The organism is Streptomyces sp. NPDC050842 (genome assembly GCF_044456565.1).
GTDB lineage: Bacteria > Actinomycetota > Actinomycetes > Streptomycetales > Streptomycetaceae > Streptomyces.
The window spans coordinates 897,145-923,244 of sequence record NZ_JBITGA010000001.1; the positions used below are offsets into that span (position 1 = coordinate 897,145).

General features: G+C 69.7%; 19 protein-coding genes. 12 read left to right on the plus strand and 7 right to left on the minus strand.

Features of this window, described 5'->3' with window-relative positions:
- Positions 1 to 60: 60 nt before the first annotated feature.
- The 4 genes from ACIBG6_RS04005 to ACIBG6_RS04020 all read left to right on the plus strand — a co-directional run bounded on the left by ACIBG6_RS04005 (position 61) and on the right by ACIBG6_RS04020 (position 4,914).
- The gene (locus tag ACIBG6_RS04005) at positions 61 to 1,620 is read left to right on the plus strand and encodes a sugar ABC transporter ATP-binding protein (RefSeq protein ID WP_399220901.1); all 1,560 of its coding nucleotides are present in this window, start codon (positions 61 to 63) and stop codon (positions 1,618 to 1,620) included.
- Positions 1,617 to 2,732: an ABC transporter permease gene (locus tag ACIBG6_RS04010; RefSeq protein ID WP_399220902.1), complete on the plus strand. Its 1,116-nt coding sequence runs from the start codon at positions 1,617 to 1,619 to the stop codon at positions 2,730 to 2,732. Before ACIBG6_RS04005 ends, ACIBG6_RS04010 begins: the two co-directional genes overlap by 4 nt.
- Entirely contained in the window at positions 2,729 to 3,727 is a 999-nt protein-coding gene (yjfF, locus tag ACIBG6_RS04015; protein WP_329625142.1) for a galactofuranose ABC transporter, permease protein YjfF, read from the plus strand. Before ACIBG6_RS04010 ends, yjfF begins: the two co-directional genes overlap by 4 nt.
- A gap of 116 nt (positions 3,728 to 3,843) precedes the next feature.
- Positions 3,844 to 4,914, plus strand: a complete 1,071-nt coding sequence (locus ACIBG6_RS04020) for an aldose epimerase family protein (protein WP_399220903.1) — start codon at positions 3,844 to 3,846, stop codon at positions 4,912 to 4,914.
- Between the two features lie 75 nt (positions 4,915 to 4,989).
- Here the strand turns inward: ACIBG6_RS04020 and mmsB are convergent, their stop codons facing one another.
- The 3 genes from mmsB to chvE are packed head-to-tail and all read right to left on the minus strand — an operon-like array spanning position 4,990 to position 8,980.
- Positions 4,990 to 6,234 carry a multiple monosaccharide ABC transporter permease gene (mmsB, locus tag ACIBG6_RS04025; protein WP_399220904.1) on the minus strand — a complete coding sequence of 415 codons (1,245 nt, stop codon included), beginning with the start codon at positions 6,232 to 6,234 and terminating at the stop codon, positions 4,990 to 4,992.
- Positions 6,231 to 7,874, minus strand: coding sequence for a multiple monosaccharide ABC transporter ATP-binding protein (gene mmsA / locus ACIBG6_RS04030; protein WP_399220905.1), 1,644 nt, complete (start codon positions 7,872 to 7,874; stop codon positions 6,231 to 6,233). Before mmsA ends, mmsB begins: the two co-directional genes overlap by 4 nt.
- Positions 7,871 to 8,980: a multiple monosaccharide ABC transporter substrate-binding protein gene (gene chvE / locus ACIBG6_RS04035; protein WP_399220906.1), complete on the minus strand. Its 1,110-nt coding sequence runs from the start codon at positions 8,978 to 8,980 to the stop codon at positions 7,871 to 7,873. The genes mmsA and chvE overlap by 4 nt, the downstream gene beginning before the upstream one ends.
- A gap of 226 nt (positions 8,981 to 9,206) precedes the next feature.
- On the opposite strand from chvE, the gene ACIBG6_RS04040 reads away from it, so the two are divergent.
- From ACIBG6_RS04040 to araD, 4 genes are all read left to right on the plus strand, one after another.
- Positions 9,207 to 10,253, plus strand: coding sequence for a LacI family DNA-binding transcriptional regulator (locus ACIBG6_RS04040; protein ID WP_399220907.1), 1,047 nt, complete (start codon positions 9,207 to 9,209; stop codon positions 10,251 to 10,253).
- A gap of 375 nt (positions 10,254 to 10,628) precedes the next feature.
- The gene (gene araB, locus ACIBG6_RS04045) at positions 10,629 to 12,335 is read left to right on the plus strand and encodes a ribulokinase (RefSeq protein ID WP_399220908.1); all 1,707 of its coding nucleotides are present in this window, start codon (positions 10,629 to 10,631) and stop codon (positions 12,333 to 12,335) included.
- Positions 12,336 to 12,404: 69 nt separating this feature from the next.
- Positions 12,405 to 13,913, plus strand: a complete 1,509-nt coding sequence (gene araA, locus ACIBG6_RS04050; protein WP_399220909.1) for an L-arabinose isomerase — start codon at positions 12,405 to 12,407, stop codon at positions 13,911 to 13,913.
- A 44-nt stretch (positions 13,914 to 13,957) separates the two neighbouring features.
- Positions 13,958 to 14,671: an L-ribulose-5-phosphate 4-epimerase AraD gene (gene araD / locus ACIBG6_RS04055; protein WP_266971532.1), complete on the plus strand. Its 714-nt coding sequence runs from the start codon at positions 13,958 to 13,960 to the stop codon at positions 14,669 to 14,671.
- A gap of 57 nt (positions 14,672 to 14,728) precedes the next feature.
- On the opposite strand, the gene ACIBG6_RS04060 is transcribed toward araD, so the two are convergent.
- From ACIBG6_RS04060 to ACIBG6_RS04075, 4 genes are all read right to left on the minus strand, one after another.
- Positions 14,729 to 16,177 (minus strand): endo-1,4-beta-xylanase, encoded by a 1,449-nt coding sequence (locus ACIBG6_RS04060; RefSeq protein ID WP_399220910.1) that lies wholly within the window; start codon positions 16,175 to 16,177, stop codon positions 14,729 to 14,731.
- 356 nt (positions 16,178 to 16,533) lie between these two features.
- Positions 16,534 to 18,009 carry a glycoside hydrolase family 43 protein gene (locus ACIBG6_RS04065; RefSeq protein ID WP_399220911.1) on the minus strand — a complete coding sequence of 492 codons (1,476 nt, stop codon included), beginning with the start codon at positions 18,007 to 18,009 and terminating at the stop codon, positions 16,534 to 16,536.
- Entirely contained in the window at positions 18,006 to 20,225 is a 2,220-nt protein-coding gene (locus ACIBG6_RS04070; RefSeq protein ID WP_399220912.1) for a glycoside hydrolase family 3 N-terminal domain-containing protein, read from the minus strand. Before ACIBG6_RS04070 ends, ACIBG6_RS04065 begins: the two co-directional genes overlap by 4 nt.
- 9 nt (positions 20,226 to 20,234) lie before the next feature.
- Entirely contained in the window at positions 20,235 to 21,248 is a 1,014-nt protein-coding gene (locus tag ACIBG6_RS04075; RefSeq protein ID WP_314614121.1) for a LacI family DNA-binding transcriptional regulator, read from the minus strand.
- A 265-nt stretch (positions 21,249 to 21,513) separates the two neighbouring features.
- Between ACIBG6_RS04075 and ACIBG6_RS04080 the strand changes: the two genes are divergently transcribed.
- Genes ACIBG6_RS04080 through ACIBG6_RS04095 form a run of 4 tightly spaced genes read left to right on the plus strand, consistent with a single transcriptional unit; the run spans position 21,514 to position 26,076 of the window.
- On the plus strand, positions 21,514 to 22,806 hold the full coding sequence (locus ACIBG6_RS04080) for an extracellular solute-binding protein (RefSeq protein ID WP_399220913.1): 1,293 nt from the start codon (positions 21,514 to 21,516) through the stop codon (positions 22,804 to 22,806).
- A gap of 40 nt (positions 22,807 to 22,846) precedes the next feature.
- Complete coding sequence (locus ACIBG6_RS04085; protein WP_399220914.1) at positions 22,847 to 23,788, plus strand: carbohydrate ABC transporter permease; 942 nt, start codon at positions 22,847 to 22,849, stop codon at positions 23,786 to 23,788.
- Positions 23,785 to 24,615 carry a carbohydrate ABC transporter permease gene (locus tag ACIBG6_RS04090; RefSeq protein WP_399220915.1) on the plus strand — a complete coding sequence of 277 codons (831 nt, stop codon included), beginning with the start codon at positions 23,785 to 23,787 and terminating at the stop codon, positions 24,613 to 24,615. Before ACIBG6_RS04085 ends, ACIBG6_RS04090 begins: the two co-directional genes overlap by 4 nt.
- Before the next feature lie 60 nt (positions 24,616 to 24,675).
- Positions 24,676 to 26,076: a glycoside hydrolase gene (locus ACIBG6_RS04095; protein ID WP_399220916.1), complete on the plus strand. Its 1,401-nt coding sequence runs from the start codon at positions 24,676 to 24,678 to the stop codon at positions 26,074 to 26,076.
- The last annotated feature ends 24 nt before the right edge of the window (positions 26,077 to 26,100 follow it).

Here is a 26,100-nt window from a genome sequence, read left to right on the forward strand (position 1 = left end):
CCCGCACCAGACCGGGGGCGGTCCTCGCGCCGCCCCCGACCCCTCAGGAGAGGAGGGCGGATGGCAGCCCCACCCACCCCCACACCCACCCGCACCGACCGGCCGGTCCTGGAGGCCCAGGGCATCCGCAAGGCGTTCCCCGGCGTCCTCGCCCTCGACGGGGTGGACCTGCGCCTCTTCCCCGGCGAGGTCCACGCCCTGATGGGCGAGAACGGCGCCGGGAAGTCGACCCTCATCAAGGTACTCACCGGCGTCCACCCGCCCGACGCGGGAACGGTCTCCGTCGACGGCAGCCCCCAGCGATTCGCCGAACCGCTGGAAGCGCAGCACGCCGGAATCAGCACGGTGTACCAGGAGGTGAACCTGTGCCCCAACCTCTCGGTCGCGGAGAACATCCTCATCGGCCGTGAACCCCGGCGCCTGGGGCTGGTCCACTGGTCGGCCCTCCACGAACGCGCTGCACGCCTCATCACCGAACTGGAACTCGACCTCGACGTCCGCATGCCGCTGAGCACGCACTCCCTCGCCGTCCAGCAACTGGTCGCGATCGTACGGGCCGTGGACGTCAAGGCGAAGGTCCTCATCCTCGACGAGCCCACCTCCAGCCTCGACCGGGACGAAGTCGCCCAGCTGTTCACCCTGGTCCGCAGACTGCGCGACCGGGGCGTCGCGATCCTCTTCGTCACCCACTTCCTCGACCAGGTCTTCGACCTGTGCGACCGGGTGACCGTCCTGCGCAACGGGCGCCTCGAAGGCGAGTACCGGATCGACGAGCTGACACCCGTCACCCTCGTACACCGCATGGTCGGCAGCGAACTGGGCATTCTCGACGAACTGGCCGAGACATCCCACACCGGCACTACTGACGGCCCCGGTTCCGGGGACACGCCCTTCCTCAGCGCCCGCGGCCTCGCGCGGGCCGGTGGCGTCCAGCCCTATGACCTGGACATCCACCGCGGCGAGGTCATCGGCCTGGCCGGGCTCCTCGGCTCCGGACGCACCGAGGCCGCCCGGCTGCTCTTCGGCGCCGACCACGCCGACGGAGGCGAGCTGCGGATCCACGGCAAGCGCGCCGTCCTGCGCTCGCCGCGCGCCGCGATCGCCCACAAGATCGCCTTCTGCTCGGAGAACCGCAAGGCGGAGGGTCTGATCGGCGAACTCACCGTCCGCGAGAACATCGTGCTCGCCCTCCAGGCCGCACGCGGCTGGACCAGGCCCCTCTCCCGCACCCGGCAGGAAGAGATCGCCGCCCGGTGGATCGAGGTCCTCGACATCCGCCCGGCCGCCCCCGAGGCGCAGGTCCGCAACCTCAGCGGGGGCAACCAGCAGAAGGTGCTGCTCGCCCGATGGCTGCTCACCGACCCCGAGCTGCTGATCCTGGACGAACCCACCAGGGGCATCGACATCGGTGCCAAGACGGAGATCCAGAAACTGGTCACCAGCCTGGCCGCGGAAGGCACAGCGGTCCTCTTCATCTCCGCCGAACTCGAGGAGGTGCTGCGGCTGAGCCACCGCGTGGGCGTCCTGCGCGACCACCGGCTCGTCGCCACCCTCCCCAACGACACGACCCTGACGCCCGACCGGATCCTGGGCGCCATCGCCACCGGAGCCACCTCATGACACCACCTGACGACACCGGCGCCGGGGGGCGCCCGGTCCGGGCGCCCGGCACCCGGCGGCTCATCGAGCACCGCCTGTTCTGGCCCGCCGCCGTGCTGGCCGCCCTGCTGGTGGGGAACGTCGTGTTCACCCATGACTTCCTCGCCGTCCGCCTCCAGAACGGACACCTGTACGGCAGCCTGATCGACATCCTGCAGTTCGGTGCCCCCCTGATCCTCGTCTCGCTCGGCATGACGCTCGTGATCGCCACCCGGGGCATCGATCTCTCGGTCGGCTCGACGGTCGCCATCGCCGGCGCCCTCGCGTGCGAGCACATCGCCACCGCGAAGGACCCGGGGAGCCTGTCCACCGTCCTGTCGGCGATCGCGGTGGCGGTCGGCGTGGCCGCCGGGATCGGACTGCTGAACGGCTTCCTCGTCGCCCGGCTCGGCGTCCAGCCCATCGTCGCCACGCTCGTCCTCATGGTCGCCGGGCGCGGCGTGGCCCAGCTGATCACCGACGGCCAGATCATCAGCGTGTCCAGCAGCGCCTACAAGATGATCGGCGGCGGTTACTGGCTCACCCTCCCCTTCGCCGTCCTCCTCGCCGCGGCCCTCGTCGCCGTCACCTCCCTCGTCACCCGGCGGACCGCGCTCGGGCTGCTCATCGAATCGGTGGGCGGCAACCCGGTCGCCAGCCGACTCGTCGGCATCCGGGCAGTCGGCCTCCTGGTCATGGTCTACGTCGTCAGCGCCGTGTGCGCCGCGGTGGCGGGCCTGATGATCAGCTCCAACGTGTCCAGTGCGGACGGCAACAACGCCGGCCTGTGGATCGAACTGGACGCGATCCTCGCCGTCGTCATCGGCGGCACCGCCCTGACGGGCGGTCGCTTCTCCCTCGGTGGGACGGTCCTGGGCGCGCTGATCATCCAGACCCTCTCGACCACGATCTACACCCTCGGCGTACCGCCCGAGACCACCCTCGTCTTCAAGGCCCTGGTCGTCATCGTCGTGTGTCTCGTCCAGTCGCCCGCGTTCCGCGCGCGACTCTCACGCCGTCGCCGAACGGCCGCCCCGGACCCGGCATCCGCGGCCGGCGACCTGACGGCCCGCCGGCAGGAGGTCCACCCGTGAGCACCACCCTCACCAAGCCGCTCCACCGCTTCTCGGCACGGCACGCCGCCCGCCTGCCGCTCATGGTGACGGCCACGCTGCTGGTCGCGATGTTCTCGATCGGGTCCGTGCAGTACGAAGGCTTCTTCTCCGCGCAGGTCCTGCTCAACGTCCTGATCGACAACGGCTTCCTGCTCGTCGTGGCGATCGGCATGACGTTCGTCGTCCTCACAGGCGGGATCGACCTCTCGGTCGGCTCGATGGTGGCCCTGTCGACCATGCTGACGGCCTGGCTCGTCGAACAGAACGGCCTGCCGCTCGCGCTGGCGGTGCCGGTGGTCCTCCTGGTGGGAGCAGGGGGCGGTGCCCTCATGGGCTGGGTGATCCACGCCTTCGAGATCCAGCCCTTCATCGTCACTCTCGCGGGCATGTTCCTCGGCCGCGGCCTCTGCTACATGATCAGCACCGAGTCCATCTCCCTCACCGACCCGACGACCACGCGGATCGCCCAGACGCGGGTGCTCCTGCCCGGGGGCCTGTTCGTCTCACCCGCCGTGATCATCGCCCTGGTCGTACTGGCACTCGCCTTCGTCGTCCTCCACCACACCCGGTTCGGCCGCACCGTCTACGCCTTGGGCGGCAACGAGTCCTCAGCCCGTCTCATGGGCCTGCCCGTAGGGCGCACCAAGGTCGCGGTGTACGCCGTGAGCGGCCTGTGTTCCGCCCTCGGCGGTCTGCTGCTGACCTTCTACATGCTGTCCGGCTACGCCCTGCACGCCGTCGGCATGGAACTCGACGCCATCGCCGCCGCCGTGATCGGCGGGACGCTGCTGACCGGTGGTTCCGGCTTCGTCCTGGGAACCGCCCTGGGCGTGACGGTCCTCGGTCTGATCCAGACCATCATCAGCTTCCAGGGCACGCTCAGTTCGTGGTGGACCCGCATCGTCATCGGCGGTCTGCTGTTCGTCTTCATCCTCCTCCAACGCCTCTTCGGAGGATCGCGCCAGGCGGAATAGACCCCTCGCCGAGTGCGAACCCCGAGCCGTCCTCCGCGTACGAACGCGCCCGGGGCGGGGGCAGGGCCATCCCTGCCCCCGCCCCGGGCGCGCCCTCTCGCCGACAAGGAACCTCCATGAACCCAGCACCGTCCCCCTTCACCGGGGTCCCTCCGGTCTGCCGCCCCGATCCGTACGCCGGACAACGATGGACCTTCGGCTTCCCCGGCGGACTCACGGCGGAGGTGCACACTCGCGGCGCCCGCCTCCACGGGCTGTGGGCGCCGGACCGGGACGGCACCCCGGCCGACATCGTCCTCGCTCCTCGCGACCCGGCCCGGACGGCCACCACCGCCCGGTACTTCGGCGCCACCGTCGGCCGCTACGCCAACCGCATCGCACACGGTCGGTTCTCCCTGGACGGGAAGCCGTACCAGCTGACCACGCAGGAGAACGGCCACTGCCTGCACGGCGGCACCGACGGCTTCGACACCCGCCTCTGGGAAGCCGAGAGCGTGCACACCCCGGAGTGGACCGGTGTGCTCCTGCGCCTCCGGAGCCCGGACGGCGACCAGGGGTTCCCGGGAAACCTGGACGTCACCGTCAGCTGTCTCGTCGGCCGCGCCGGCGAACTCGCCTTCACCTACTCGGCGGTCACCGATGCGGCCACCCTGGTCAACCTGACCAACCACGCGTATTTCAACCTCGACGGCGAAGGCGCCGGCGACATCCTCGGACACGAACTCGCCGTGCACGCCTCCCACTACACTCCGGTCGACAACGACCTCCTTCCCCACGGGGACCACCGCCCCGTGTCCGGCACCGCGTTCGACCTGCGCCGGCCGCTGAGGATCGCCGACGCCCTGGCCCGCCCCGGCGCGGACGGCGGGTACGACCACAACTTCGTCTTGAGCCCGCACGGCGACGAGGCAGCACTGCGCCCCGCCGCCGTCCTGTACGCGCCGGCCACCGGCCGCCGCATGGAGGTGCTGACCACGGAGCCCGGGCTCCAGGTCTACACCGCGGGTCAGTTCGACGGCACGGTCCTCGGCAAGAGCGGTACGCCCTACGGGGCGGGCGCCGGCATCGCGCTGGAGACCCAGCACTTCCCCGACTCGCCGAACCGCACCGGTGACCCTTCCGCGGTGCTGCGACCCGGCGACGAGTACCGGTCGAGGACGGTCTTGCGGTTCAGCACGCGCGGCTGACCGCGTACGAGCACCCCGACATGGCCGTGCCCGCCGGTGGAGGAGCCGGCGGGCACAGCCATGATCGGAGGGACGTCAGGCACCCACCCTGCGCTTGTTCCACACGTCGAAGCCGACCGCCGCGAGGAGCACCAGGCCCTTGATGACCTGCTGCCAGTCGGTGCCCACCCCGACGAGGTTCATGCCGTTGTTGAGCACGCCGAGGACCAGGCCGCCGATGATCGCTCCCAGGACGGTCCCGACTCCACCGCTCATCGACGCCCCGCCGATGAACGCGGCGGCGATGGCCTCCAGTTCGAAGTTCACGCCCGCCTTCGGCGAGGCCGCGTTGAAGCGCGCGGCGAAGACGAGCCCGGCGAGCGCCGCGAGCATTCCCATGTTGAGGAACACGGCGAAGGTCACCTTCTTGTCCTTGACCCCGGACAGCTTGGCGGCCGGCAGGTTCCCCCCGATCGCGTACACGTGGCGGCCGATCACCGCGTTGCGCATCACGTAACCGAAGCCGACCAGCAGCACGGCCAGGATCAGGAGGACCACGGGGGCGCCCTTGTAGCTTGCGAGCAGCAGGGTGGTGACCAGGACAGCGGCGACCAGTGCCGTCAGCTTCAGCGCGAACAGGCCCGTGGGGAGCGGCTCCAGAGCGAATTCGCGCTGGCGACGACGGTCCCGCACCTCCTGGAACACCACGTAGGCGACCAGACCCAGGCCGAGGAGCAGGGTCCCGTTGTGGTAGTTGGTCTGCGGTCCCACCTCCGGCAGGAAGCCGTTGGCGATCTTCTGCAGTCCGTCCGGGAACGGGCCGAGCGTCTGCCCCTTGAGGAAGATCTCCGTGAGCCCGCGGAACAGCAGCATGCCGGCGAGGGTCACGATGAACGACGGTATGCCGACGTACGCGATGAAGAAGCCCTGCAGGGCGCCGGCGACGGCTCCCAGCAGCAGGGTGAGGAGCACCGCGACGGGCCAGGCCACATGGTGCTCGACCATGAGCACTGCCCCGATGCCACCGACCAGGGCCATCAGGGAGCCCACCGACAGGTCGATGTGCCCTGAGATGATGACGATCATCATGCCGATGGCCAGGATGAGGATGTAGCTGTTCTGCAGCACCAGATTGGAGACGTTGCGCGGCAGCAGGAGGTCACCGCCCGTCCAGATCTGGAACAGGAGCACGATTAGGCCGAGTGCGAAGAGCATCCCGTACTGGCGCATGTTCCGCCGGACGCCTTCCAGAAGTACCCGGGTCAGCGGTGCCCCGGTGGACGGAGCCCCGCGGCCCGGGGGCGCCGGTGTGGTCGTTGTCGTGCTGACGTCGGTGCTCATGCCTGGTGTCCTTCGCTGGGGGCGGCGCCTGCGGTGACCGCCGGTGGCGCGGGGGTGTCCTGCGTCATGTGCCGCATCAGGACTTCCTGGGTGGCGTCCTCGCGGGCGACTTCGCCGGTCAGCCGGCCTGCGGCCATGGTGTAGACGCGGTCGCACATGCCGAGCAGTTCGGGCAGCTCGGAGGAGATGAGGAGAATCGCCTTGCCCTCGGCGGCGAGCCGGTCGATCACGGTGTAGATCTCGAACTTGGCTCCCACGTCGACTCCGCGGGTGGGCTCGTCGAGGATCAGGACGTCCGGCCCGGCGAGGATCCACTTGCTGAGAACGACCTTCTGCTGGTTGCCGCCGGAAAGGCGGCCGACCGGCTCGAGGACGTTCGGAGCCTTGATGTTCATGGTCCGCCGGTACCTTTCGGCCACCTTGCGCTCCTCATGCCCGTCGACGACGCCGCGGCGGGCGATGGCGCCGAGGGACGCGAGCGAGATGTTCCGGCTCACGGAGTCCCCGAGGTTGAGCCCGTAGTGCTTGCGGTCCTCCGTGACGTACGCGATGCCGTGGGCGACCGCCTCGGGGACCGTGCGTGTCCGTACCTCGCGGCCGTCCTTGAGCACGGTGCCCTGCTCGTAGTGGCCGTAGGAACGGCCGAAGACGCTCATCGCGAGTTCGGTCCGGCCGGCACCCATGAGTCCCGCGACGCCGACGATCTCCCCGCGGCGGACCTGGAGCGAGACCCCGTCGACGGCCTTGCGGCCGCGGTCGAGGGGGTGACGTACGGTCCAGTCACGGATCTCCAGGACAGGGTCGGCGTCTGCCAGGCCCTCGTACGGCGTGCGGTCGGGGAACCGGCTGTCGAGGTCCCGCCCCACCATGCCGCGGATGACGCGTTCCTCGGTGGTGGCGGGATCCCTGACGTCGAGGGTCTCGATGGAGCGCCCGTCGCGCAGGATGGTGACGGAGTCGGCGATCTGGGCGATCTCGTTCAGCTTGTGCGAGATGATGATCGACGTGATGCCCTGGCTCTTCAGCTCCCGCATCAGCCGCAGCAGCTGCGCGCTGTCCTCGTCGTTGAGTGCCGCGGTGGGCTCGTCGAGGATCAGTAGGCGGACGTTCTTCGCCAGTGCCTTCGCGATCTCCACGAGCTGCTGCTTGCCGACACCGATGTCGGCGACCCGGGTCTCGGGGTGTTCGTCGAGCCCGACCCGCCTGAGCAGTTCGGAAGCACGGCGCAGCGCCTCGTGCCAGTCGATGATCCCGCGCCGGGACGGCTCGTTGCCGAGGAAGACGTTCTCGGCGATCGACAGGTAGGGAACGAGTGCGAGCTCCTGGTGGATGATGACGATGCCGCGCCGCTCGCTGGCCCTGATGTCCTTGAACCGGCACGGCACGCCTTCGAAGAGGATCTCGCCCTCGTAGGTGCCGTGCGGGTGGACGCCGGACAGGACCTTCATGAGCGTCGACTTGCCGGCACCGTTCTCTCCGCACAGGGCGTGCACCTCGCCGCGCTCCACGGACAGGGTCACGTCGGACAGTGCTCTGACTCCGGGGAAGGTCTTGACGATGGACCGCATCTCGAGGACGGGGCCGGCCGGGGACGAGGCGGAGACGGGAGCCTTGGGGGAGTGGGCCGGGGCGGGCGTCACCGCAGTTCCTCGGCGTTGATGTAGCCCGAGTCGACCAGGACCTTCCGGTAGTTCGACTTGTCGACGCTGACCGGATCGAGCAGGAAGGCCGGGACCACCTTCTTGCCGTTGTCGTAGGTGGCGTCGTCGTTGATCTCGGGCTTCTTGCCGGCGAGGACGGCGGTCACCATGTCTGCGGCGACCTGCGCGAGTGCGCGTGTGTCCTTGTAGACGGTCTGCGTCTGCTGGCCCGCGATGATCGACTTCACGGAGGCGACCTCCGCGTCCTGGCCGGTGACGACCGGCAGCGGCTTGGCGGCGCTCGCGTAGTCGTCGGACTTCAGGGCGGACAGGATGCCGATGGAGATGCCGTCGTAGGGGGAGAGCACGGCGTCGACCCGGGCGGTGGAGTACGAGGAGGTCAGCAGGTCGTCCATGCGCTTCTGCGCCGTCCCTCCGTCCCAGCGCAACGTAGTGACCTGGTTGAGCTGGGTCTGCTGGGAGCGTACGACCAGCTGCTTCTTGTCGAGGTAGGGCTTCAGCACCTTCATGGCGCCGTTGAAGAAGTACTTGGTGTTGTTGTCGTCGTTGGACCCGGCGAACAGCTCGATGTTGAAGGGGCCCTTCTTCGAGCCGGCCTTCAGCCCCAGCTTCTCGACGATGTACGTGGCCTGGAGCTCGCCGACCTTCTCGTTGTCGAAGGAGGCGTAGTAGTCGACGTGCGGGGAGCCCAGGATGAGTCGGTCGTAGGAGATGACCGGGATGTGGGCGTCGGCCGCCTGCTGCAGGACGTTGGACAGGGCCTCGCCGTTGATGGCGGCCACGACCAGGGCATCGACGCCCTGAGTGATCATGTTCTCGATCTGGGCGACCTGCTGGTCGGGGTCGTCCTCGCCGTACTGCAGGGTCGTGGCGAAGCCGGCCTTCTTCAGGCTTTCGGTCATGTTGCGGCCGTCGGCGATCCACCGCTCGGAGGATTTGGTGGGCATCGCGATGCCGATGGTGAGGTCCTTCGTGTCCTTCGACTCCTGGCTGCCGCCCTCGCTGTTCTGCCCGCAGGCTGTCAGGAGCAGGGCACAGCCGGTGGTCACGGCCAGGAGGGCGGATGCGGATCGGAACTTCTTCATGGGTTACCTGGCAATCCCGTCGTCGAGGGCGGCTCCGGCCGAGGGACGGGTTCGGCGGCGGCGCGTGACCTCGCACCACCGGGACGGCGCCGTTCCGGCTGGGTGGCCGGGGCGTCGGCGCCCCGGTCGAGGTTGATTGTTAGCGCTCACAACAGCGTGATACAAGAGGCGCTAAGGTTTTTCTCGCATCGATGTACAGCCGTGAACACGGAGAAGGGAGGCGAACGTGGCGCATCCCGCGGAAGACGTCCGCCCGCCGACGATGGCCGACGTCGCACGAGAGGCGGGGGTCTCCCACCAGACCGTCTCCCGGGTGCTGAGCGATCACCCCAACGTGCGCGCGGCCACCCGGGAACAGGTCACCCTGGCCATCGAGCGGCTGGGCTACCGCCGCAACTCCGCCGCACGCGCCCTGGTGACGCGCCGTACGAGGACGCTGGGTGTCATCGCCGTCAACACCGCCCTGTACGGCCCTGCCAGCACCCTGACCGGCCTGGAGGAGGCCGCCCGGGAGCAGGGCTACCTCGTCTCGACCGTCAGCCTGCGCACCGGAGAGGGGCAGGGGCTCAAGGACGCCATCGACCACCTCGCGTCCTGGGGTGTGGAGGGTGTCGTCGCCATCACTCCGCAGCGCTCGCACGTGCAGGCACTCGCCGAGCTGGACGCGCCCTTCCCCGTCGTCACCGTGGAGGGCGGTCACCAGCTCGACCTGCCCGGCGTCTCCCTGGACCAGGAGCTCGGCGCCCGCATGGTCACCGAGCACCTGCTCGCCGCCGGGCACAGCACCGTCTGGCACGTGGCGGGCCCCGACGACTGGCTGGAGAGCGAGGCTCGCACCGCGGGCTGGCGCGCCGTCCTGGAGGAGAGCGGCATCCACCCCCCGCGTGTACTGACGGGGGACTGGAGCCCGCTGTCCGGGTACCGGGCGGGACAGGAACTCGCCGGTCTCGCCCTGGCCCGCCGCGGGGCGACACCAGTCACCGCCGTCTTCGTCGCCAACGACCAGATGGCGCTCGGTGTCCTGCGGGCCCTGCGCGAGGTCGGGATCCGCACCCCCGGACAGGTGGCCGTCGCCGGCTTCGACGACATCCCGGAGGCCGAGTACTTCCCTCCGCCGCTGACGACGGTCCGCCAGGACTTCGCCGCCATCGGGCGCCGGAGCATCGGGCTCCTGGTGGACCACATCGAGGGTCGCGCCCGGAAGGCCGAGCACCTCCTGGTGGAACCGCAGCTCATCATGCGCGCGAGCACGCGCCCCTCGAACGAATCCTGACGCGGGGGGCCGGGCTCTCCCACCACCTCCTGGCGGCTGTCCTGGAGGCCGGTGACAGGTCTCCAGTCTGCTGTGTCTGCTGTGTCTGCTGTCTGGGGCCTGCCGTCCGATGTCCGGCGTCCGGCGGCGCACGCGCGTCGGTCCGCCCGCGCAAGCGCTCCGTCGACCGTTCCGTCCGCTCGGCCCTACCGCCTCCCGGCAGGCCGGTCGCGACGCCGGGGTTGCCCCCGGGACGGTAGGTGAGCGCTCACTTCAGAGGCCCTTCTTCTTGCCGAATGTTCGACAGAACTGCACGCAACTCTTGTCCAAGTCAATTGTGAGCGTTAACAATCAGGGTGCTCCTCTGGCCCTGCTCATGACGAGAGAGACCGCATCGTGACCACACACACCCTTTCCGGCCCCGCAGCCCCTCACCATCCCGAGGCATGCACCATCGGAGTCGACTTCGGCACCCTCTCCGGGCGCGCCGTCGTGGTCAGGGTCCGGGACGGCGCAGAACTCGGTTCGTCGGTCCACGAGTACCGCCACGCAGTCATCGAGGACCACCTTCCCTCCACCGGCGCCCCCCTGCCCCCCGACTGGGCCCTGCAACACCCCGAGGACTGGCGCGACGTCCTGCGTACCGCCGTTCCGGCGGCGCTCGCCGACGCCGGAGTCGACCCGGCCCGCGTCATCGGCATCGCCACCGACTTCACCGCATGCACGGTCCTGCCGACCGCCCAGGACGGCACTCCGCTCGCCCTGACGCCCGAGTGGGCCGACCGCCCGCACGCCTGGCCCAAACTGTGGAAGCACCACGCGGCCCAGGCCCATGCCGACCGCATCAACGCCCTAGCTTACGCACGCGGCGAGAAGTGGATCGCACGGTACGGCGGCAAGATCTCCTCCGAGTGGCAGTACGCCAAGGCCCTGCAGGTCCTGGAAGAGGACCCGGCCGTCTACGCCGCCTGCGCCCGCTGGATCGAGGCGGCCGACTGGATCGTCTGGCAGCTGACCGGAACCGAGTCCCGCAACACCTGCACCGCCGGCTACAAGGGCATCCACCAGGACGGGACCTACCCCTCGCCCGACTTCCTCGCCGGACTCCACCCGGACTTCGCCGACTTCCCCGCCACCCGCCTGGAGCACCCCCTCTCCCCGCTGGGCTCCCGCGTCGGCACCCTGAGCAGCCGGGCCGCGCACTGGACCGGTCTCCTCGAGGGCATCGCCGTCGCGGCGGGCAACGTCGACGCCCACGTCGCCGCACCCGCGGCGGGCGCCGTGGAGAACGGCCGGATGCTCGCCATCATGGGCACCTCCACCTGCCACGTACTCAACGGCGCCACCCTCGCCGAGGTCCCCGGCATCTGCGGGGTCGTCGACGGTGGCATCGTCGAGGGCGCCTACGGCTACGAGGCCGGCCAGAGCGCGGTCGGTGACATCTTCGCCTGGTGGCTCCGCCAGGGCGTCCCGGACCACTATCGCGCCGAGGCCGAGGCATCGGGCGAGGACCTCCACCGACTCCTGACCCGCAAGGCCGCGGACCAGCCGGTCGGCGCGCACGGGCTGGTCGCCCTTGACTGGATGAACGGCAACCGCTCCACCCTGGTCGACCACCACCTCTCCGGAGTCATCGCCGGCCTCACCCTCGACACCCGGCCCGAGGACGTCTACCGGGCCCTGCTCGAATCCACCGCCTACGGCACCCGGATGATCGTCGAGACCTTCGAGGGCGGCGGGATCCCCGTCGAGGAGTTCATCGTCACCGGAGGGCTGAGGAAGAACGCGCTGCTCATGCAGATCTACGCCGACGTACTCCGCCGCCCAGTGTCCGTCGGCACCTCTGAGCAGGGTCCGGCGCTCGGCTCGGCCATCCACGCCGCCGTCGCCGCGGGCGCCTACCCCGACGTCCGTTCCGCCGCTTCCGTGATGGGCAGCGTCCAGCGCCACGCGTACGTGCCAGACCCCGCACGGGCGGACGCCTACGACGCGCTGTTCGACGAGTACCGCGCCCTGCACGACCACTTCGGTACCGGAGCGGACCTCCTCCTGCACCGCCTGCGACGGATCCGCAACACCGCCCGCCTCGTCACCACCGGCTGATCGAGGCGCCTCCCCGGCCTCCATCGGCCCGACCTCTCCGCCCCAGCACCTCCGAGGAGCACACCCGACATGACGCTCGCCCAGCCCGACCGCGAGATCTGGTTTCTCACCGGAAGCCAGGCCCTCTACGGCGACGACACCCTGGCCCAGGTCGCCGACCAGTCCCGCGCCATCTGCGACACCCTCGCCGGGCAGCCCCGGATGACCGTCCGCCTGGTGTGGAAGCCGGTCCTCACCGACGCGGCCGCCATCCGCGCGATCTGCCTGGAGGCCAACGCCGACGACCGCTGCATCGGCCTTATCGCCTGGATGCACACCTTCTCCCCGGCCAAGATGTGGATCGCCGGCCTCGACGCCCTGAGCAAGCCCCTGCTCCACCTGCACACCCAGGCCAACCGCCAACTGCCCTGGTCCACCATCGACATGGACTTCATGAACCTGAACCAGGCCGCCCACGGCGACCGCGAGTTCGGCTTCGTCCAGACCCGCCTCGGTGTCCCGCGCAAGACCGTGGCGGGCCACGTCTCCACCCCCGAGGTCGTCGACCGCATCGCCGGTTGGGCCCGCGCCGCCGTCGGCCGCGCCGAACTCACCACCCTCAAACTCGCCAGGTTCGGCGACAACATGCGCGACGTCGCCGTCACCGAGGGCGACAAGGTCGAGGCGCAGCTGCGGTTCGGGGTCTCGGTCAACACGTACGGCGTCAACGACCTCGTCGCCGTGATCGACGCCACAGACGAGGACACCGTCACCGCCCTCGTCAAGGAGTACCAGGACCTCTACGCCCTCACGCCCGAGCTGCGCCCCGGCGGTGAGCGCCACGAATCCCTGCGCTACGCCGCCCGCATCGAAGCCGGTCTGCGCACCTTCCTCACGGAAGGCGGGTTCCGCGCCTTCACCACCAACTTCGAGGACCTCGGCGGCCTGCGCCAGCTGCCCGGCCTCGCCGTGCAGCGCCTGATGGCGGACGGCTACGGTTTCGGCGGCGAAGGGGACTGGAAGACCTCCACACTGCTGCGCGCGCTGAAGGCGATGGCCCACGGCCTGCCCGGCGGCACCTCCTTCATGGAGGACTACACCTACGACCTCACACCAGGCCAGGAACTCATCCTCGGCGCCCATATGCTGGAGGTCTGCCCCTCCCTTACGACGGCCACGCCCAGCTGCGAGATCCACGCGCTCGGGATCGGCGGACGCGAGGAACCGGTCCGACTCGTCTTCGACGCGGATCCCGGTCCGGCCGTCGTCGTCGGTCTCGCCGACATGGGCGACCGGTTCCGCCTCGTCGCCAACCACGTCGACGTCGTCGCCCCGCCCGAGCCGCTGCCCAAGCTCCCCGTCGCCCGGGCCGTCTGGCGCCCCCGTCCCGACCTGCGCACTTCCACCGAGGCCTGGCTGACGGCCGGAGCACCGCACCACACAGTCCTGACGACCGCTCTCGGGGCCGAGGAGCTCGACGACCTCGCCGAGATGCTGCGGACCGAACTCGCCGTCATCGACGAGGGCACCACGGTCCGGACCTTCACGCGCGAGCTGCGCTGGAACCAGGCGTACCACCGTCTGGCCCAGAGCTTGTGAGCACCCCCGCCACCCCATCCACCCCCACGAGGACGGAGCCCTCCGTGAGCACCGCCGTCTCCAAGGAACTGCGCCGGGAGGTGCTGGAGGCCAACCTCCGCATCCCCCGGGCCGGTCTGGCCACCCTCACCTGGGGCAACGTGAGCGGAGTGGACCGACAAGCCGGCGTCTTCGTCATCAAGCCCTCGGGTGTGGCCTACGACGTGCTGAGCGAGGAGGACCTGGTCGTCGTCTCCCTGTCCGACGGAAGCGTCGTGGAGGGCCACCTGCGACCGTCCACCGACACGGAGACGCACCGGAGCCTCTACCTGGCCTTCCCCTCCATCGGAGGCGTGACCCACACGCACTCCACCCATGCCGTCGCCTTCGCCCAGGCCCGTCGTCCGATACCGGTGCTCGGCACGACCCACGCGGACACCTTCAACGGTCCCGTCCCCGTCACCGCGGCTCTCACCCCCCAGCAGTGCGCCATGGGTTACGAGTACAACACCGGCCAGGTCATCGTGGACCTGCTGGGCCGTGACGACTCCCGGGCCCGCGAGGTCCCCGGTGCCCTGGTCGCCCACCACGGCCCCTTCACCTGGGGCGCCGACGCCACCGCGTCCCTGGAGCACGCCATCATCTGCGAGGCGGTGGCCGAGATGGCCCTCCACACCATCGCCCTGGGCACGGTCGAGCCTCCGCAGCACCTCCTGGACCGCCACTTCACACGCAAGCACGGCCCGGACGCCTACTACGGCAACCCTTCCTCCGCCTGATAGCACCGAGGGGAGCCAGGATCATCCTGGCTCCCCTCCATGGTGTGCCGCAGCGTGTCAGGTGCGGGTCCAGCGCTGGTTGCCGCTGTTCCAGCAGGAGTAGAGCTGGATCAGCGTGCCGTTGGCGGTGCCGTTGGCGGCGGCGTCGAGGCAGAGGCCGGACTGGACGCCGATGATGGATCCGTCGGAGTCGAGGCGCCACTTCTGGTTGTCGCCGCCCCAGCAGCTGTAGATCTGGACCTTGGCGCCGTTGCCTGTGCCGGCGGCGTCCAGGCACTTGTCGCCGTAGACCCTGATCTCGCCCGCGGCGGTGTGGGTCCACTGCTGGTTGGTGCGGTTGTTGCAGTCCCACAGCTGGACCTGGGTGCCGTCGGTGGTGACGGCACCGGGTACGTCCAGGCAGCGGCCCGAGGCGACTCCCTTGATCGGTCCGGAGCCGGGGGAGGGGGTCGGAGTGGGGTTGGGGTTGGGGGAGACGGAGTTGAGCGCGTTGAGGACGGAGGAGTAGGCGGGCTTCTTGCTGCCGTCGCCGTTGAAGAGCAGCGGCGTGTGCTCGGCTCGCCAGGAGTCGGTGTCGCGCACACCCCAGACGGTGATGCCGAGGCAGCGCGGGACGGCCAGGCAGTCGTTGGTCACGTTGGCGTAGGTCGTGCCCGAGGCGCCCTGGATGTCGAGTTCGGTGATGGCCACGTCGACGCCGAGGGCCGCGAAGCTCTGGAGGGTGGTGCGGAAGTTGCTGTTGTAGGGGCTGTCGTTGTTGAAGTGCGACTGGAAGCCGACGCAGTCGATGGGCACGCCGCGCTGCTTGAAGTCCTTGACCATGGCGTACATGGCCTGGGTCTTGGCCCACGTCCAGTTCTCGACGTTGTAGTCGTTGTAGCAGAGCTTGGCGGCCGGGTCGGCGGCACGTGCGGTGCGGAAGGCGACCTCGATCCAGTCGTTGCCGGTGCGCTGCAGGTTGGAGTCGCGCCGGGCTCCCGAGGTGCCGTCGACGAAGGCCTCGTTCACGACGTCCCACTGGCCGATCTTGCCCTTGTAGTGGGCCATCACGCCGTTGATGTGGTTGTTCATGGCCTGGCGCAGCGCGCTGCCGCCGAGGTTCTGCATCCAGGCGGGCTGCTGGGAGTGCCAGGCCAGGGTGTGGCCCCGTATCCGCTTGCCGTTCTGCACCGCCCAGTTGTAGACGCGGTCGCCGGCGGTGAAGTCGAACCGGCCCTGCTGGGGTTCGGTGGCGTCGATCTTCATCTCGTTCTCGGCGGTCACCGAGTTGAACTCGCGGTTCGCGATCGTCGTGTACGTCGAGTCGCCGAGCCTGCCCGAGGCGATGGCGGTGCCGAAGTACCGGCCGCTCTGCGCCGCCGCGCTGCCGAGCGTGCTCTCGGCGGCGTGTGAGGTCAGCGGCGCCACCAGCACGGTGGCGGAACCGAGGACGCCGACGATCAGCGCCGCGCCGAGGCCACCTATTTTCCGGTGGACGGTGGACGGTGGAATGGCATGTGAACGCATGGCTGGACCTCCAGTACGGAAATCACGGATGGATGCGAGCGCGGCGGAAAGATTCCGCGAGGGTGATGTCCGCGTGCGTGGAAAAAGGACGCGGACCATCAGGGCGCAATGATGCGAGGCCGGCGCCGCGACATGCAGGTCAAGGGGCGGTGGCGTCCTCGGGATTCAGTCTGGAAACACTTCAGGAACATGTCAAGTGTTTCGGAGATGTTTCGGGAATGCGGCCCGAGAATGGGGCCTTTGAGGCCTCTCGAAAGGGTCATTCAAGGAATGTCGAGAGCGCCATGACGAAGTAGTCCCTATCGAAAGTATTTCGATAGGGACTGCTTCGTTCATAAGCGAGTTCTTGCTTTGGTTCACATTTCCGGGTCGTCGATGCCCGTCGCCCCGGAGGCCCGACGCGGGTACGCGATGTCGAACCACGTGAAGTGGGCGTGGTTCGTGGACGGGTGGCCGTGGGAGGTGGCGTAGAGGCCGAGCTGGACGCTGGTGAACAGCGGCGTGAGGAACGTGGCTTCGACGGTGGCCAGGTCCTGCCAGGTGCCGTCCGGCGCCGCGTGGGCGAAGGTGTGGCTGAAGCCCCGGACGCGCACTCCCAGGCGCACGGGCCCCGGGGGGACGGGAGCGCCGGCCAGGACCTCGGGCCCGTGGCGGAGGACGAGCCCTTCCTCGGTGCGAAGGAAGAGGAGGTGGGTGTCGTCGTCGAGGACTACGGCGAGGCCGGCCTGTTCATCGGGTGCGGCGGGGGTGAAGCGCAGTTCGGTGGAGGCGTCGCAGTCCGGCTGTTCCTGCGGGCGGACCAGGAGGGAGGGGACGGTGCGTTCGCCGAGGCGTTCGGGGCGGAGCTGGAGGCGTATCCCGTCGCCGGTGGTCCAGAACGGCGCGCGTGGGGTGCGCAGGGTGCTCCAGTCGGTGGCGAGCGCGGCGAAGTCGTCCTGGAGACGGCGCCGGGGGCTCGTGTGGTCGACAGGGGAGAAGACCGGCCAGCCGTCGTTCCAGGTGACCCTGCTGAGGAAGGTCTCGCGTCCGATGGCGGAGCCCGGGCGGACGCCCAGGAGGACGGCCCGCCAGTCGCCGTCCGAGGTCTGCACGAGGTCGGCGTGCCCGGTGCAGGTCACGGGGCCCGTGGCGGGAGGCAGCACAGGGTTGTCGGGGGCGCCCTCGTACGGGCCGGTCACGTGGTCGGCGAGGGCGGCCACCACGCTGTGGTCCACGTCGGTACCGCCCTCCGCGGTGAGCAGGAGATAGGTACCGTCGATCTTGTAGATGTGCGGGGCCTCCGACCAGCGGGCGCCCGGTCGGCTTCCCGACCACAGGACGTACTCGGGTCCCGTGAGCCGTCGTTCGCGGGGGAGGTACTCACGCATCCAGATCTCGGTGCGGCCGGCGGCCTCGTCCAGCACACGGGCGGCGGTGAACCAGGCCCGGCCGTCGCCGTCCGGCCCGTCGTCGAAGAACAGCGACGGGTCGAAGCCCTTTCCTTCCAGCCAGTACGGTTCCGACCAGGGCCCGGCCGGGTCGGCCGCCGTGACGGCGAAATGTCCGGGGCCGTCCATCAGCGTGCAGACGAGGTGAAAGACCCCGTCATGGTGGCGGATCGTCGGCGCGAACAGGCCGCGGGAGGGCTCGCACCCGTCGAGATCGAGCTGGGACGGCCGGTCCAGCGCGGAGCCGAGACGTCGCCAGTTCACGAGATCGCGGCTGTGGAACACGGGAAGCCCCGGGAACCACTCGAAGCTGGACGTCACCAGGTAGTAGTCCGCCCCCACCCGGCAGACGGACGGGTCGGGCCGGAACCCGGGCAGCACGGGATCCCCGAAGGGCGTGGTCACGGCACCGGGACGATCTCGACCGGCACGGACAGCACCCGGTCGGCCGCCGGGTGACGTACGGGGCCGTGCAGGGTGAAGGAGCCCTGGAGCGGGAGGTCGCCGCTGGACCGTCCGACGGCCACGCCGATCTCTCCGGGCTCCACTCTCCTGCGCAGGTCGACCCCGGTGAAGGAAGTCCGGTCGGCGTGGACGGAGAAGGTGATCCGGGCGGCCTCGCCCGGCCGCAGCTCTACCCTGCCGAATCCGGCGAGCCACCGCCTCGGTCGCACGACGGACGCCTCGGGGTCCGAGAGGTAGAGCTGGACCACCTCGGTCCCGGCCACCTCGCCGACGTTGCGTACGGTGACCGCGACGGAGACGGCTCCGTCCGTCGGGGCGACGGGATCCACGGAGAGATCCGAGCAGGTGAAGCTGGTCCAGCTCAGCCCGTGCCCGAACGGGAACAGCGGAGTCGGGTCCACCGAGCTCCAGTCGGTGTGCCCGCCCAACGTGGAGTGCAGGTAGGTGCCGGGCTGTCCCCCGGCCTGGCGGGGGATGGAGACGGGGAGCCGCCCGGATGGCTCCGCGGCCCCGCTGATGATCCGGGCCAGCGCCGTCCCGCCCTCCTCGCCGGGGAAGAAGGCCTGGACGACGGCCGCCGCGCGCTCCGCCAGCGAGCCGAGCGCGTAGGGGCGTCCGGAGACGAGGACCAGGACGGTCGGCACCCCGGAGTCCAGCACGGCGGAGGCGAGTGCGGCCTGGTCGCCGGGCAGGTCGAGGGTCTCGGCGTCACAGCCCTCTCCCGAGGTGCCCCGGCCGAACATGCCCGCCCGGTCGCCGAGTACCAGCACGTTCACCTCCGGATCCTCCGCGGTGACCGTGAACCCGGCAGAGGTGAGTGCCTCGTGGAGCGTCGGGATCTCCAGCCCTGGGGCGCCGGGCAGCGCCACGTGGTTGGGGAAGGAGTAGCAGCCGAGGAACGAGTGGGGGTCGTCGGCGTACGGCCCGCTGACCGCGACCCGGCACGGACGCAGCGGCAGGATGCCGTCGTTGGCGAGCAGCACGGTGGACCGCTCGGCCAGGAGCCTGGCCAGTGCCCGGTTCTCCGGCGGGTCGAGGTCGACCGGTTCGGGCTTGACGGGTTCCCAGTCGGGGTCGAGCAGACCGAGTTCGGCCTTCTGTAGCAGGACCCGCTCCGCGGCCCGGTCGACGAGCTCCTCGGGTACGTCTCCCGACCGTACGAGCGCGGTCAGCGGCTCGCCGTAGCAGCGTGCCGTGGGCAGCTCGACGTCGATTCCGGCGGTCAACGCCAGCGCGCCGGCCGCGCCGCGCGACCCCGCGACGCCGTGCCGGCTCTCCAGGAAGGAGACGGAGTAGTAGTCGGCGACGACGACGCCGCCGAAACCGAGCTCGTCCCTGAGCAGTCCGGTCAGCAGGCGTTCGTCGGCGGCGACCGGGACGCCGTCCACGTCGGTGTAGCTGTTCATCACCGACCGGGCGCCTCCCTCGCGCAGCGCCCGTACGAAGGGCTCGACCAGCACGTCGGCGAACTCGCGCGGCCCCGAGGCGACGGGGGCCATGTTCCGGCCGCCGCGCGAGGCCGAGTAACCGGCGAAATGCTTGAGCGTCGCCACGATGCCGGCGCCTTCCAGGCCCTGCACGTACGCGGTGCCGATCGCTCCGACGAGATAGGGGTCCTCACCGATGCACTCCTCGGTCCTGCCCCACCGGTAGTCGCGGACCACGTCGAGCACCGGAGCCAGCCCCTGGTGGACGCCGACCCGCCGCATCCCCTCGCCGATGGCGACGGCCATCCGCCGCACCAGCCCGGGATCGAAGGACGCGCCCCAGGCGAGCGGGCCGGGGAAGACCGTGGCCCCGAGGGTCATGAACCCGGTCAGGCACTCCTCGTGAGCGAGGGCCGGGATACCGAACCGGCCGGCCTCGGTCACCTGCCGCTGAAGTGAGGCGAGCCGCTCCATCCCGGCTTCCGCCGTGATCGGCGCGGTTCCGTACACCCGGGTGAGCTGGCCGAGACCGTGCTCGATGATGTCGTCGAGGCCCGGCGCCGGTTCGCCGGAATCGTCCTCCATCGGTGCGACGGGCGCTCCGGGATTCGAGGGCAGGGCCCAGAAGCCGGCCAGTTGCCCCGCCTTCTCCTCCAGCGTCATCCGGCCCAGCAGGTCGGCGACTCGTACGGAAGCGGGCAGGAGGGGGTCACGCCAAGGCTCGGTCACGGGGTTCTCCTAGAGGCGGGGCGGGGCGGTGGAGACCCGGACCTTGAGTTCGGTCGAGAGCTCCATCCGGGGGCTGACCAGGGGCTGGTCCTCCAGAAGCTGGAACAGGGCGCGGGCGGCGAGCCGACCCATCTCCTCCAGCGGCTGACGCACCGTCGTCAGCGGCGGTGACAGCCATTCGCACATCGGCAGGTCGTCGAAACCGACCACACTGAGGTCCTGAGGGATGCTCAGTCCGGCCTGGCGGGCGGCCTCGTAGACGCCCATCGCCTGCTGGTCGCTGCCCGCGAAGACGGCGGTCGGCGGATCGGGGAGGGCGAGCAGCTCCTGGGCGCACCGGAATCCGCCTTCGTGCTGGAAGTCGCCGAACCGGATCAGGTCGCGGTCGACCTCGATCCCGGCCCGCTCCAGAGCGGCCCGGTAGCCGTCGATGCGGGCCTGGCTGCAGAGCATCTCCTTGCGCCCGCCGATCGCGGCGATCCGGCGGTGCCCCAACTCCAGCAGGTGTTCGGTGGCCGCGAGTCCGCCGGCCCAGTTCGTCGCGCCGATGCTCGGCACGCCGTTGTCCGGCAGGTCGATCGGGTCGATGACGACCAGCGCCACCCCGCCCCGCTCGACCTGGGCGCGCTGCGCCTCGGTGACCGAGGCGGTGACGAGGATGACGCCGTCGCTGTGGTGCATGACCGGCAGCGCGGACCAGCTCGACGGTGTGGCCTCGCCCGGCGGGACGAGCGACACGACGGTGCCGACGCCCCGCTGGGCGCACTCGGCCTCGACGCCGCGCAGGATCTCCACCGCCCAGGCACTGTCCAGACCGCCGATGATCAGGTCGACGAGGCCTGATCTGCGGGCCCTGTTCTGCCGGCCGGGCTGGAGGTAGTTGTGGGCCCGCAGCAGGCCCTCGATCCGCTCGCGGGTCGCGGGCGCGACGTCGGAACGGCCGTTGATCACCTTGGAGACGGTGGCCTGGGAGACCCCTGCCTCCGCGGCGATGACCGCCAGAGTCGCACGCTGCTCGCTCAACTTCTCTCCTCCTCGGATGCCGTCGGTCGACGACAGTTATCGCAAACTTTCGAAGAGTTTCTGGGCGGCGCGACGGCTTGTCAAGCCCGGATTGCCGGGAGATCTCTCAGAGAAATCGGTGAGAAGTCTTGACCGTGCCGCCTGACGTTCCTAGTTTGTGGCACCACGGAATTCGAGAGTATTTCGAAAAAGTTTCGAGACCACGACCGGCACGAACCCGGCAACGGCTCGGCATCGAACCCGGCATCCCGCTCACGGAGGTCCCATGGCCAGCACCACCCCGAGCCGACGCAGCTTCCTGGCGCTCGCGGGCTTGACCACCCTGTCCGTCGCCCTGACCGCGGCCTGCGGGGCCGACGAGTCGGGCGGCAACCTGTCGGCCGACGGCAAGGTGACGTTCGAGTGGTGGAACATCGCCACGACGGAACCGGGCAAGTCCCTCTTCCCGCAGATCTCCACGGCGTTCACGACCGCCCACCCGAACATCGCGATCAACACGACCTCGTTGGAGAACGAGGCGTTCAAGTCCAAGCTGACCGCGACCACGTCCTCGGGCAAGCTCCCCGACGTCTACCAGACCTGGGGCGGCGGCGTGCTCCAGCAGCAGGTCGACGCGGGGCTCGTCGAGGACCTCACCGACCTCCTCGACTGGTCGTCCCAGCTCACCCCGGTCTCGCTCCAGGCCTACCAGATCGGGGGCCGCACCTACGGAGTGCCGTACGACATCGGCATGGTCGGCTTCTGGTACAACAAGAAGCTCTTCGCCAAGGCCGGGATCACCGCTCCGCCGGCCACCTGGGCCGCGTTCCTCGACGACGTGAAGAAGCTCAAGGCGGCGGGCATCACCCCGATCGCCCTCGCCGGCAAGGAGAAGTGGCCGGGCCACTACTACTGGGCCTACCTCGCGATGCGCGTCGCCGGCCTCCCCGCCCTGCAGAAGGCCGCGACCACCAAGGACTTCACGGGCGCCGGCTTCGTCCAAGCGGGCGCCCACCTCAAGGAGCTCGTCGACCTCCAGCCGTTCCAGCAGGGTTTCCTCGGCGCCGGCTACGCCACCCCGGGCGGCCAGGCCGCGACCGTGGGCAACGGCAAGGCCGCCATGGAGCTGATGGGACAGTGGGGACCGTCGGTGCAGAAGGACGCGGGCGCCGACCTCGGAGCGGACCTGGGCTTCTTCCCGTTCCCGACGGTCGACGGCGGTGTGGGGCAGGCCACCGAGGTGTTCGGCGGCGGCGGTGGCTTCGCGCTGCGCAAGGGCGCTCCGAAGGAGGTGCTGGACTTCCTGAAGTTCTTCGTCCTGGAGAACGAGTCCAAGCTGCTGGCCTCCAACGGCTACCTCCCGGTGGTCAAGGGCGCGGAGAGCCAACTCACCGACGCCAACAAGAAGGTGGTGGCCGAGAGCCTGGTCAAGGCGACGGGCTTCCAGCTCTTCCTCGACCAGGCGTACCCGCCCGCGGTCGGCCAGGAGGTCAACGACAGCGTCGCCGACCTCATAGCGGGCAAGAAGACGCCCGAGCAGGTCACCGCGTCGATCACCGAGGCTGCGAAGAGTGCCTAGCGCACTGTCCACCCTGACAAAGGAACGGACGGAGGAGTCCGTGGCGGTGCCCCCGCCGCCACCGGCCCGTTCACGCCTGAGCCGGTGGGGGGCCTGGGCATCGGTCGCGTGGTTCCTCGTCCCTGCCCTGGTTCTCTTCCTCGTCTTCGTCCTCGCCCCGATCGTCGTCGCCGTCTGGACCGGCTTCTTCAAATGGGGCGGAATCGGCCCCATGGACGACTTCGTCGGCTTCGCGAACTACACCAAGCTCTTCGACGACCAGGTCTTCCTCGGCGACCTGGGGCGCGGGCTCTACCTGATCGTCCTGTCGATCACGGTGCAGCTGCCGTTCGCGCTGCTCACCGCGGTCCTGCTCAACCAGAGGCTCCGCGGCCGGGCCGTCTACCGGATGCTGTTCTTCGCGCCGTACATCCTGTCCGAGGTGGTCACGGCGGTCCTCTTCACGATGATCTTCCTGCCCGGCGCCGGCATGGCCGACCACCTCGCCGGCCTCCTGGGCCTGGAGGGCTTGCAGGGCAAGTGGCTCGCCGATCCCTCGACCGTCATGCCGACCCTGTTCGTCGTCATGATCTGGAAGTACTTCGGTTTCCACATGATGCTGTTCCTCGCCGGACTGCAGAGCATCCCGTCCGAGATCCTCGAGGCCGCCTCCATCGACGGCGCCGGCGCCTGGCAGCGCTTCCGGCACATCACGCTGCCGCTGCTCGGACCGACGATCCGGATCAGCGTCTTCCTGTCGATCATCGGGTCCATCCAGCTCTTCGACCTCGTCTGGGTCATGACCGCGGGCGGGCCCAACCACTCCTCGGAGACGATGGCGATCGCGATGTTCCAGTTCGGGTTCAAGCGGTACCAGGTCGGCTACGCCAGTGCGATCAGCGTGGTGCTGTTCATGATCAGCCTCGTCTTCTCGCTCTTCTACCAGCGTTACGTGCTCCGCCGGGATCTGAGCGGGGCCGTCACCTCGGGAGGTGGCCGATGAACGCCCGTCGGACGGTACGCGGCCTTTCGCTGCACGCCGTGGTCTGGCTGATCGCCGCGTTCGTCGCCGTACCGCTGCTCTACGCGGTGATCTCCGGTTTCAAGAGCACCGCGGAACTGACGACGAATCCGTTCGGGCTGCCGCAGCAGTGGAAGATCGGCAACTACATCGGAATTCTTGGCGACGGAATGTTCTGGCGGCAGATCGCCAACAGCGCGGGCATCGCGATCGGCACGACCGTCTGCACGGTGGTGGCCTCCGCGATGGCGGCGTTCGTGTTGGCCCGTTATGCCTTCCGGGGCAGGGAGTTGTTCTATACGCTTTTCACGATCGGGCTGATGTTCCCGTTCGCAGTGGCCGTTCTGCCGCTCTTCCTCATGCTGCGCACCTTCGGCCTGCTCGACAACCCGCTCGGGGTGATCCTGCCGCAGGCGGCTTTCGGGCTCCCCATGACGATCGTGATCCTGCGCGGTTTCTTCCGGACCATCCCGGCGGAGATCGAGGAGGCCGCCACCATGGACGGCTGCGGCAAGTTCCGCTTCTTCTGGAAGATCCTGCTGCCGATGGCGCGTCCGGCGCTCGGTACGGTCTCGGTGCTCGCGGTCGTCGCGAGCTGGAACAACTTCTTCCTGCCACTGCTGGTGTTCAGCGACCCGAAGTGGCAGACGATCCCGGTCGGCGTCCAGCAGTTCCAGGGCCAGTACTCGACGGACTTCGCGCTCGTCCTCGCCTACATCGTGCTCGCCATGGTCCCCGCCCTCGCCTTCTACGCCGTCGCCGAGCGCCAGCTGATCGGCGGCCTCACCGCCGGCGCGACCAAGGGCTGACCCGTACCGCGCGGCCAGGGGTTGACCCGTCCGCGCGACCTCCACCCCCGAGGAGACTCCGTGAAACGCCTGACCGCTCTGACAGCCGTCGTAGTGTTAGCGCTAACAACACAGGTCGCCGCCGCCGTCCCCGCGCCGTCGGCAGCCGGCCCCGCCCGCCCCGCCATCGACTTCCGGGCCGCACTCCAGCCCATCGACGGATTCGGCTTCTCCATGGCCTTCCAGCGGGCCGACCTGCTGCACGGCGCGCGCGGCCTCAGCCCCGCCAAGCAGCGCGAGGTGCTCGACCTGCTGCTCAGCAAGGAGAAGGGCGCCGGCCTGTCGATCCTGCGCCTGGGCATCGGGTCGTCGACCGACCGGGTCTACGACCACATGCCGACGATCCTGCCGACCGACCCGGGCGGCCCGGACGCCACACCGACGTACGTCTGGGACGGCTGGGACGGCGGCCAGGTCTGGCTCGCCAAGGAGGCCAAGGCGTACGGCGTCGAGCGGTTCTTCGCCGACGCCTGGAGCGCGCCGGCCTTCATGAAGACCAACGGCAGCGAGAACGACGGCGGCGAGCTCCTGCCCGCATGGCGTCAGGCCTACGCGAACTACCTCGTCCAGTACGCGAAGTTCTACGAGCGCGAAGGCATCGACATCACCGACCTCGGGTTCGCCAACGAACCCGACTGGACGGCGACCTACGCCTCGATGCGCTTCACGCCCCAGCACGCCGTCGACTTCCTCAAGGTGCTCGGGCCGACCGTCCGCGCCTCCGGACTGAAGACCGGGGTGGTCTGCTGCGACGCCGCGGGCTGGGACCGCCAGGTCGCCTACACCGAGGCCATCGAGGCGGACCCGGAGGCAGACAAGGCCGTGCGGACCGTCACCGGCCACCGCTACAGCGGCCCCACCACGGTCCCGCAGCCGACCGACAAGCACGTGTGGATGTCCGAGTGGTCGCCGGACGGCACCACCTGGAACGAGAACTGGGACGACGGCAGCGGCTACGACGGCCTCACCGTCGTGGCCGACATCCAGAACACCCTGACCGTCGGCAACGCCAACGCCTACGTCTACTGGACCGGCGCGTCCCTCAACGCGACCCGGGGACTCATCCAGCTCGCCGACCCCGGTGACGACTACCGGGTGTCCAAGCGGTACTGGGCGCTGGCCGCCTTCAGCCGGTTCATCCGCCCCGACGCCGTCCGCGTGCCGGTCACGAACGCCGACCCGGCCCTGAGCGTCACGGCCTTCCGCAACACCGACGGCAGCCGCGTGATCGAGATCCTCAACACCGCGACCACCGAGAAGTCCGCCGAGTTCGCCCTCCGCGGCGGCCACGACCGGCACCCCGAGGGCTACGTCACCGACGAGACCCGCTCGATCACCCCGGCCGACGTCGCCTCCGCGCACGGTACGACCCTCACGGCCACGCTCGCCCCGCGCGCGCTGACCACGATCGTCCTCGACTGAAACGACGAACCCCCTGCGAGGAGT

Coding starts and splice junctions, on each gene's coding strand:
- ACIBG6_RS04010 (WP_399220902.1), top strand. CDS start 1,617: ATGACACCACCTGACGACACCGGCGCCGGGGGGCGCCCGGTCCGGGCG.
- ACIBG6_RS04080 (WP_399220913.1), top strand. CDS start 21,514: ATGGCCAGCACCACCCCGAGCCGACGCAGCTTCCTGGCGCTCGCGGGC.
- ACIBG6_RS04005 (WP_399220901.1), top strand. CDS start 61: ATGGCAGCCCCACCCACCCCCACACCCACCCGCACCGACCGGCCGGTC.
- ACIBG6_RS04090 (WP_399220915.1), top strand. CDS start 23,785: ATGAACGCCCGTCGGACGGTACGCGGCCTTTCGCTGCACGCCGTGGTC.
- ACIBG6_RS04060 (WP_399220910.1), bottom strand. CDS start 16,177: ATGCGTTCACATGCCATTCCACCGTCCACCGTCCACCGGAAAATAGGT.
- ACIBG6_RS04020 (WP_399220903.1), top strand. CDS start 3,844: ATGAACCCAGCACCGTCCCCCTTCACCGGGGTCCCTCCGGTCTGCCGC.
- chvE (WP_399220906.1), bottom strand. CDS start 8,980: ATGAAGAAGTTCCGATCCGCATCCGCCCTCCTGGCCGTGACCACCGGC.
- mmsB (WP_399220904.1), bottom strand. CDS start 6,234: ATGAGCACCGACGTCAGCACGACAACGACCACACCGGCGCCCCCGGGC.
- araA (WP_399220909.1), top strand. CDS start 12,405: ATGACGCTCGCCCAGCCCGACCGCGAGATCTGGTTTCTCACCGGAAGC.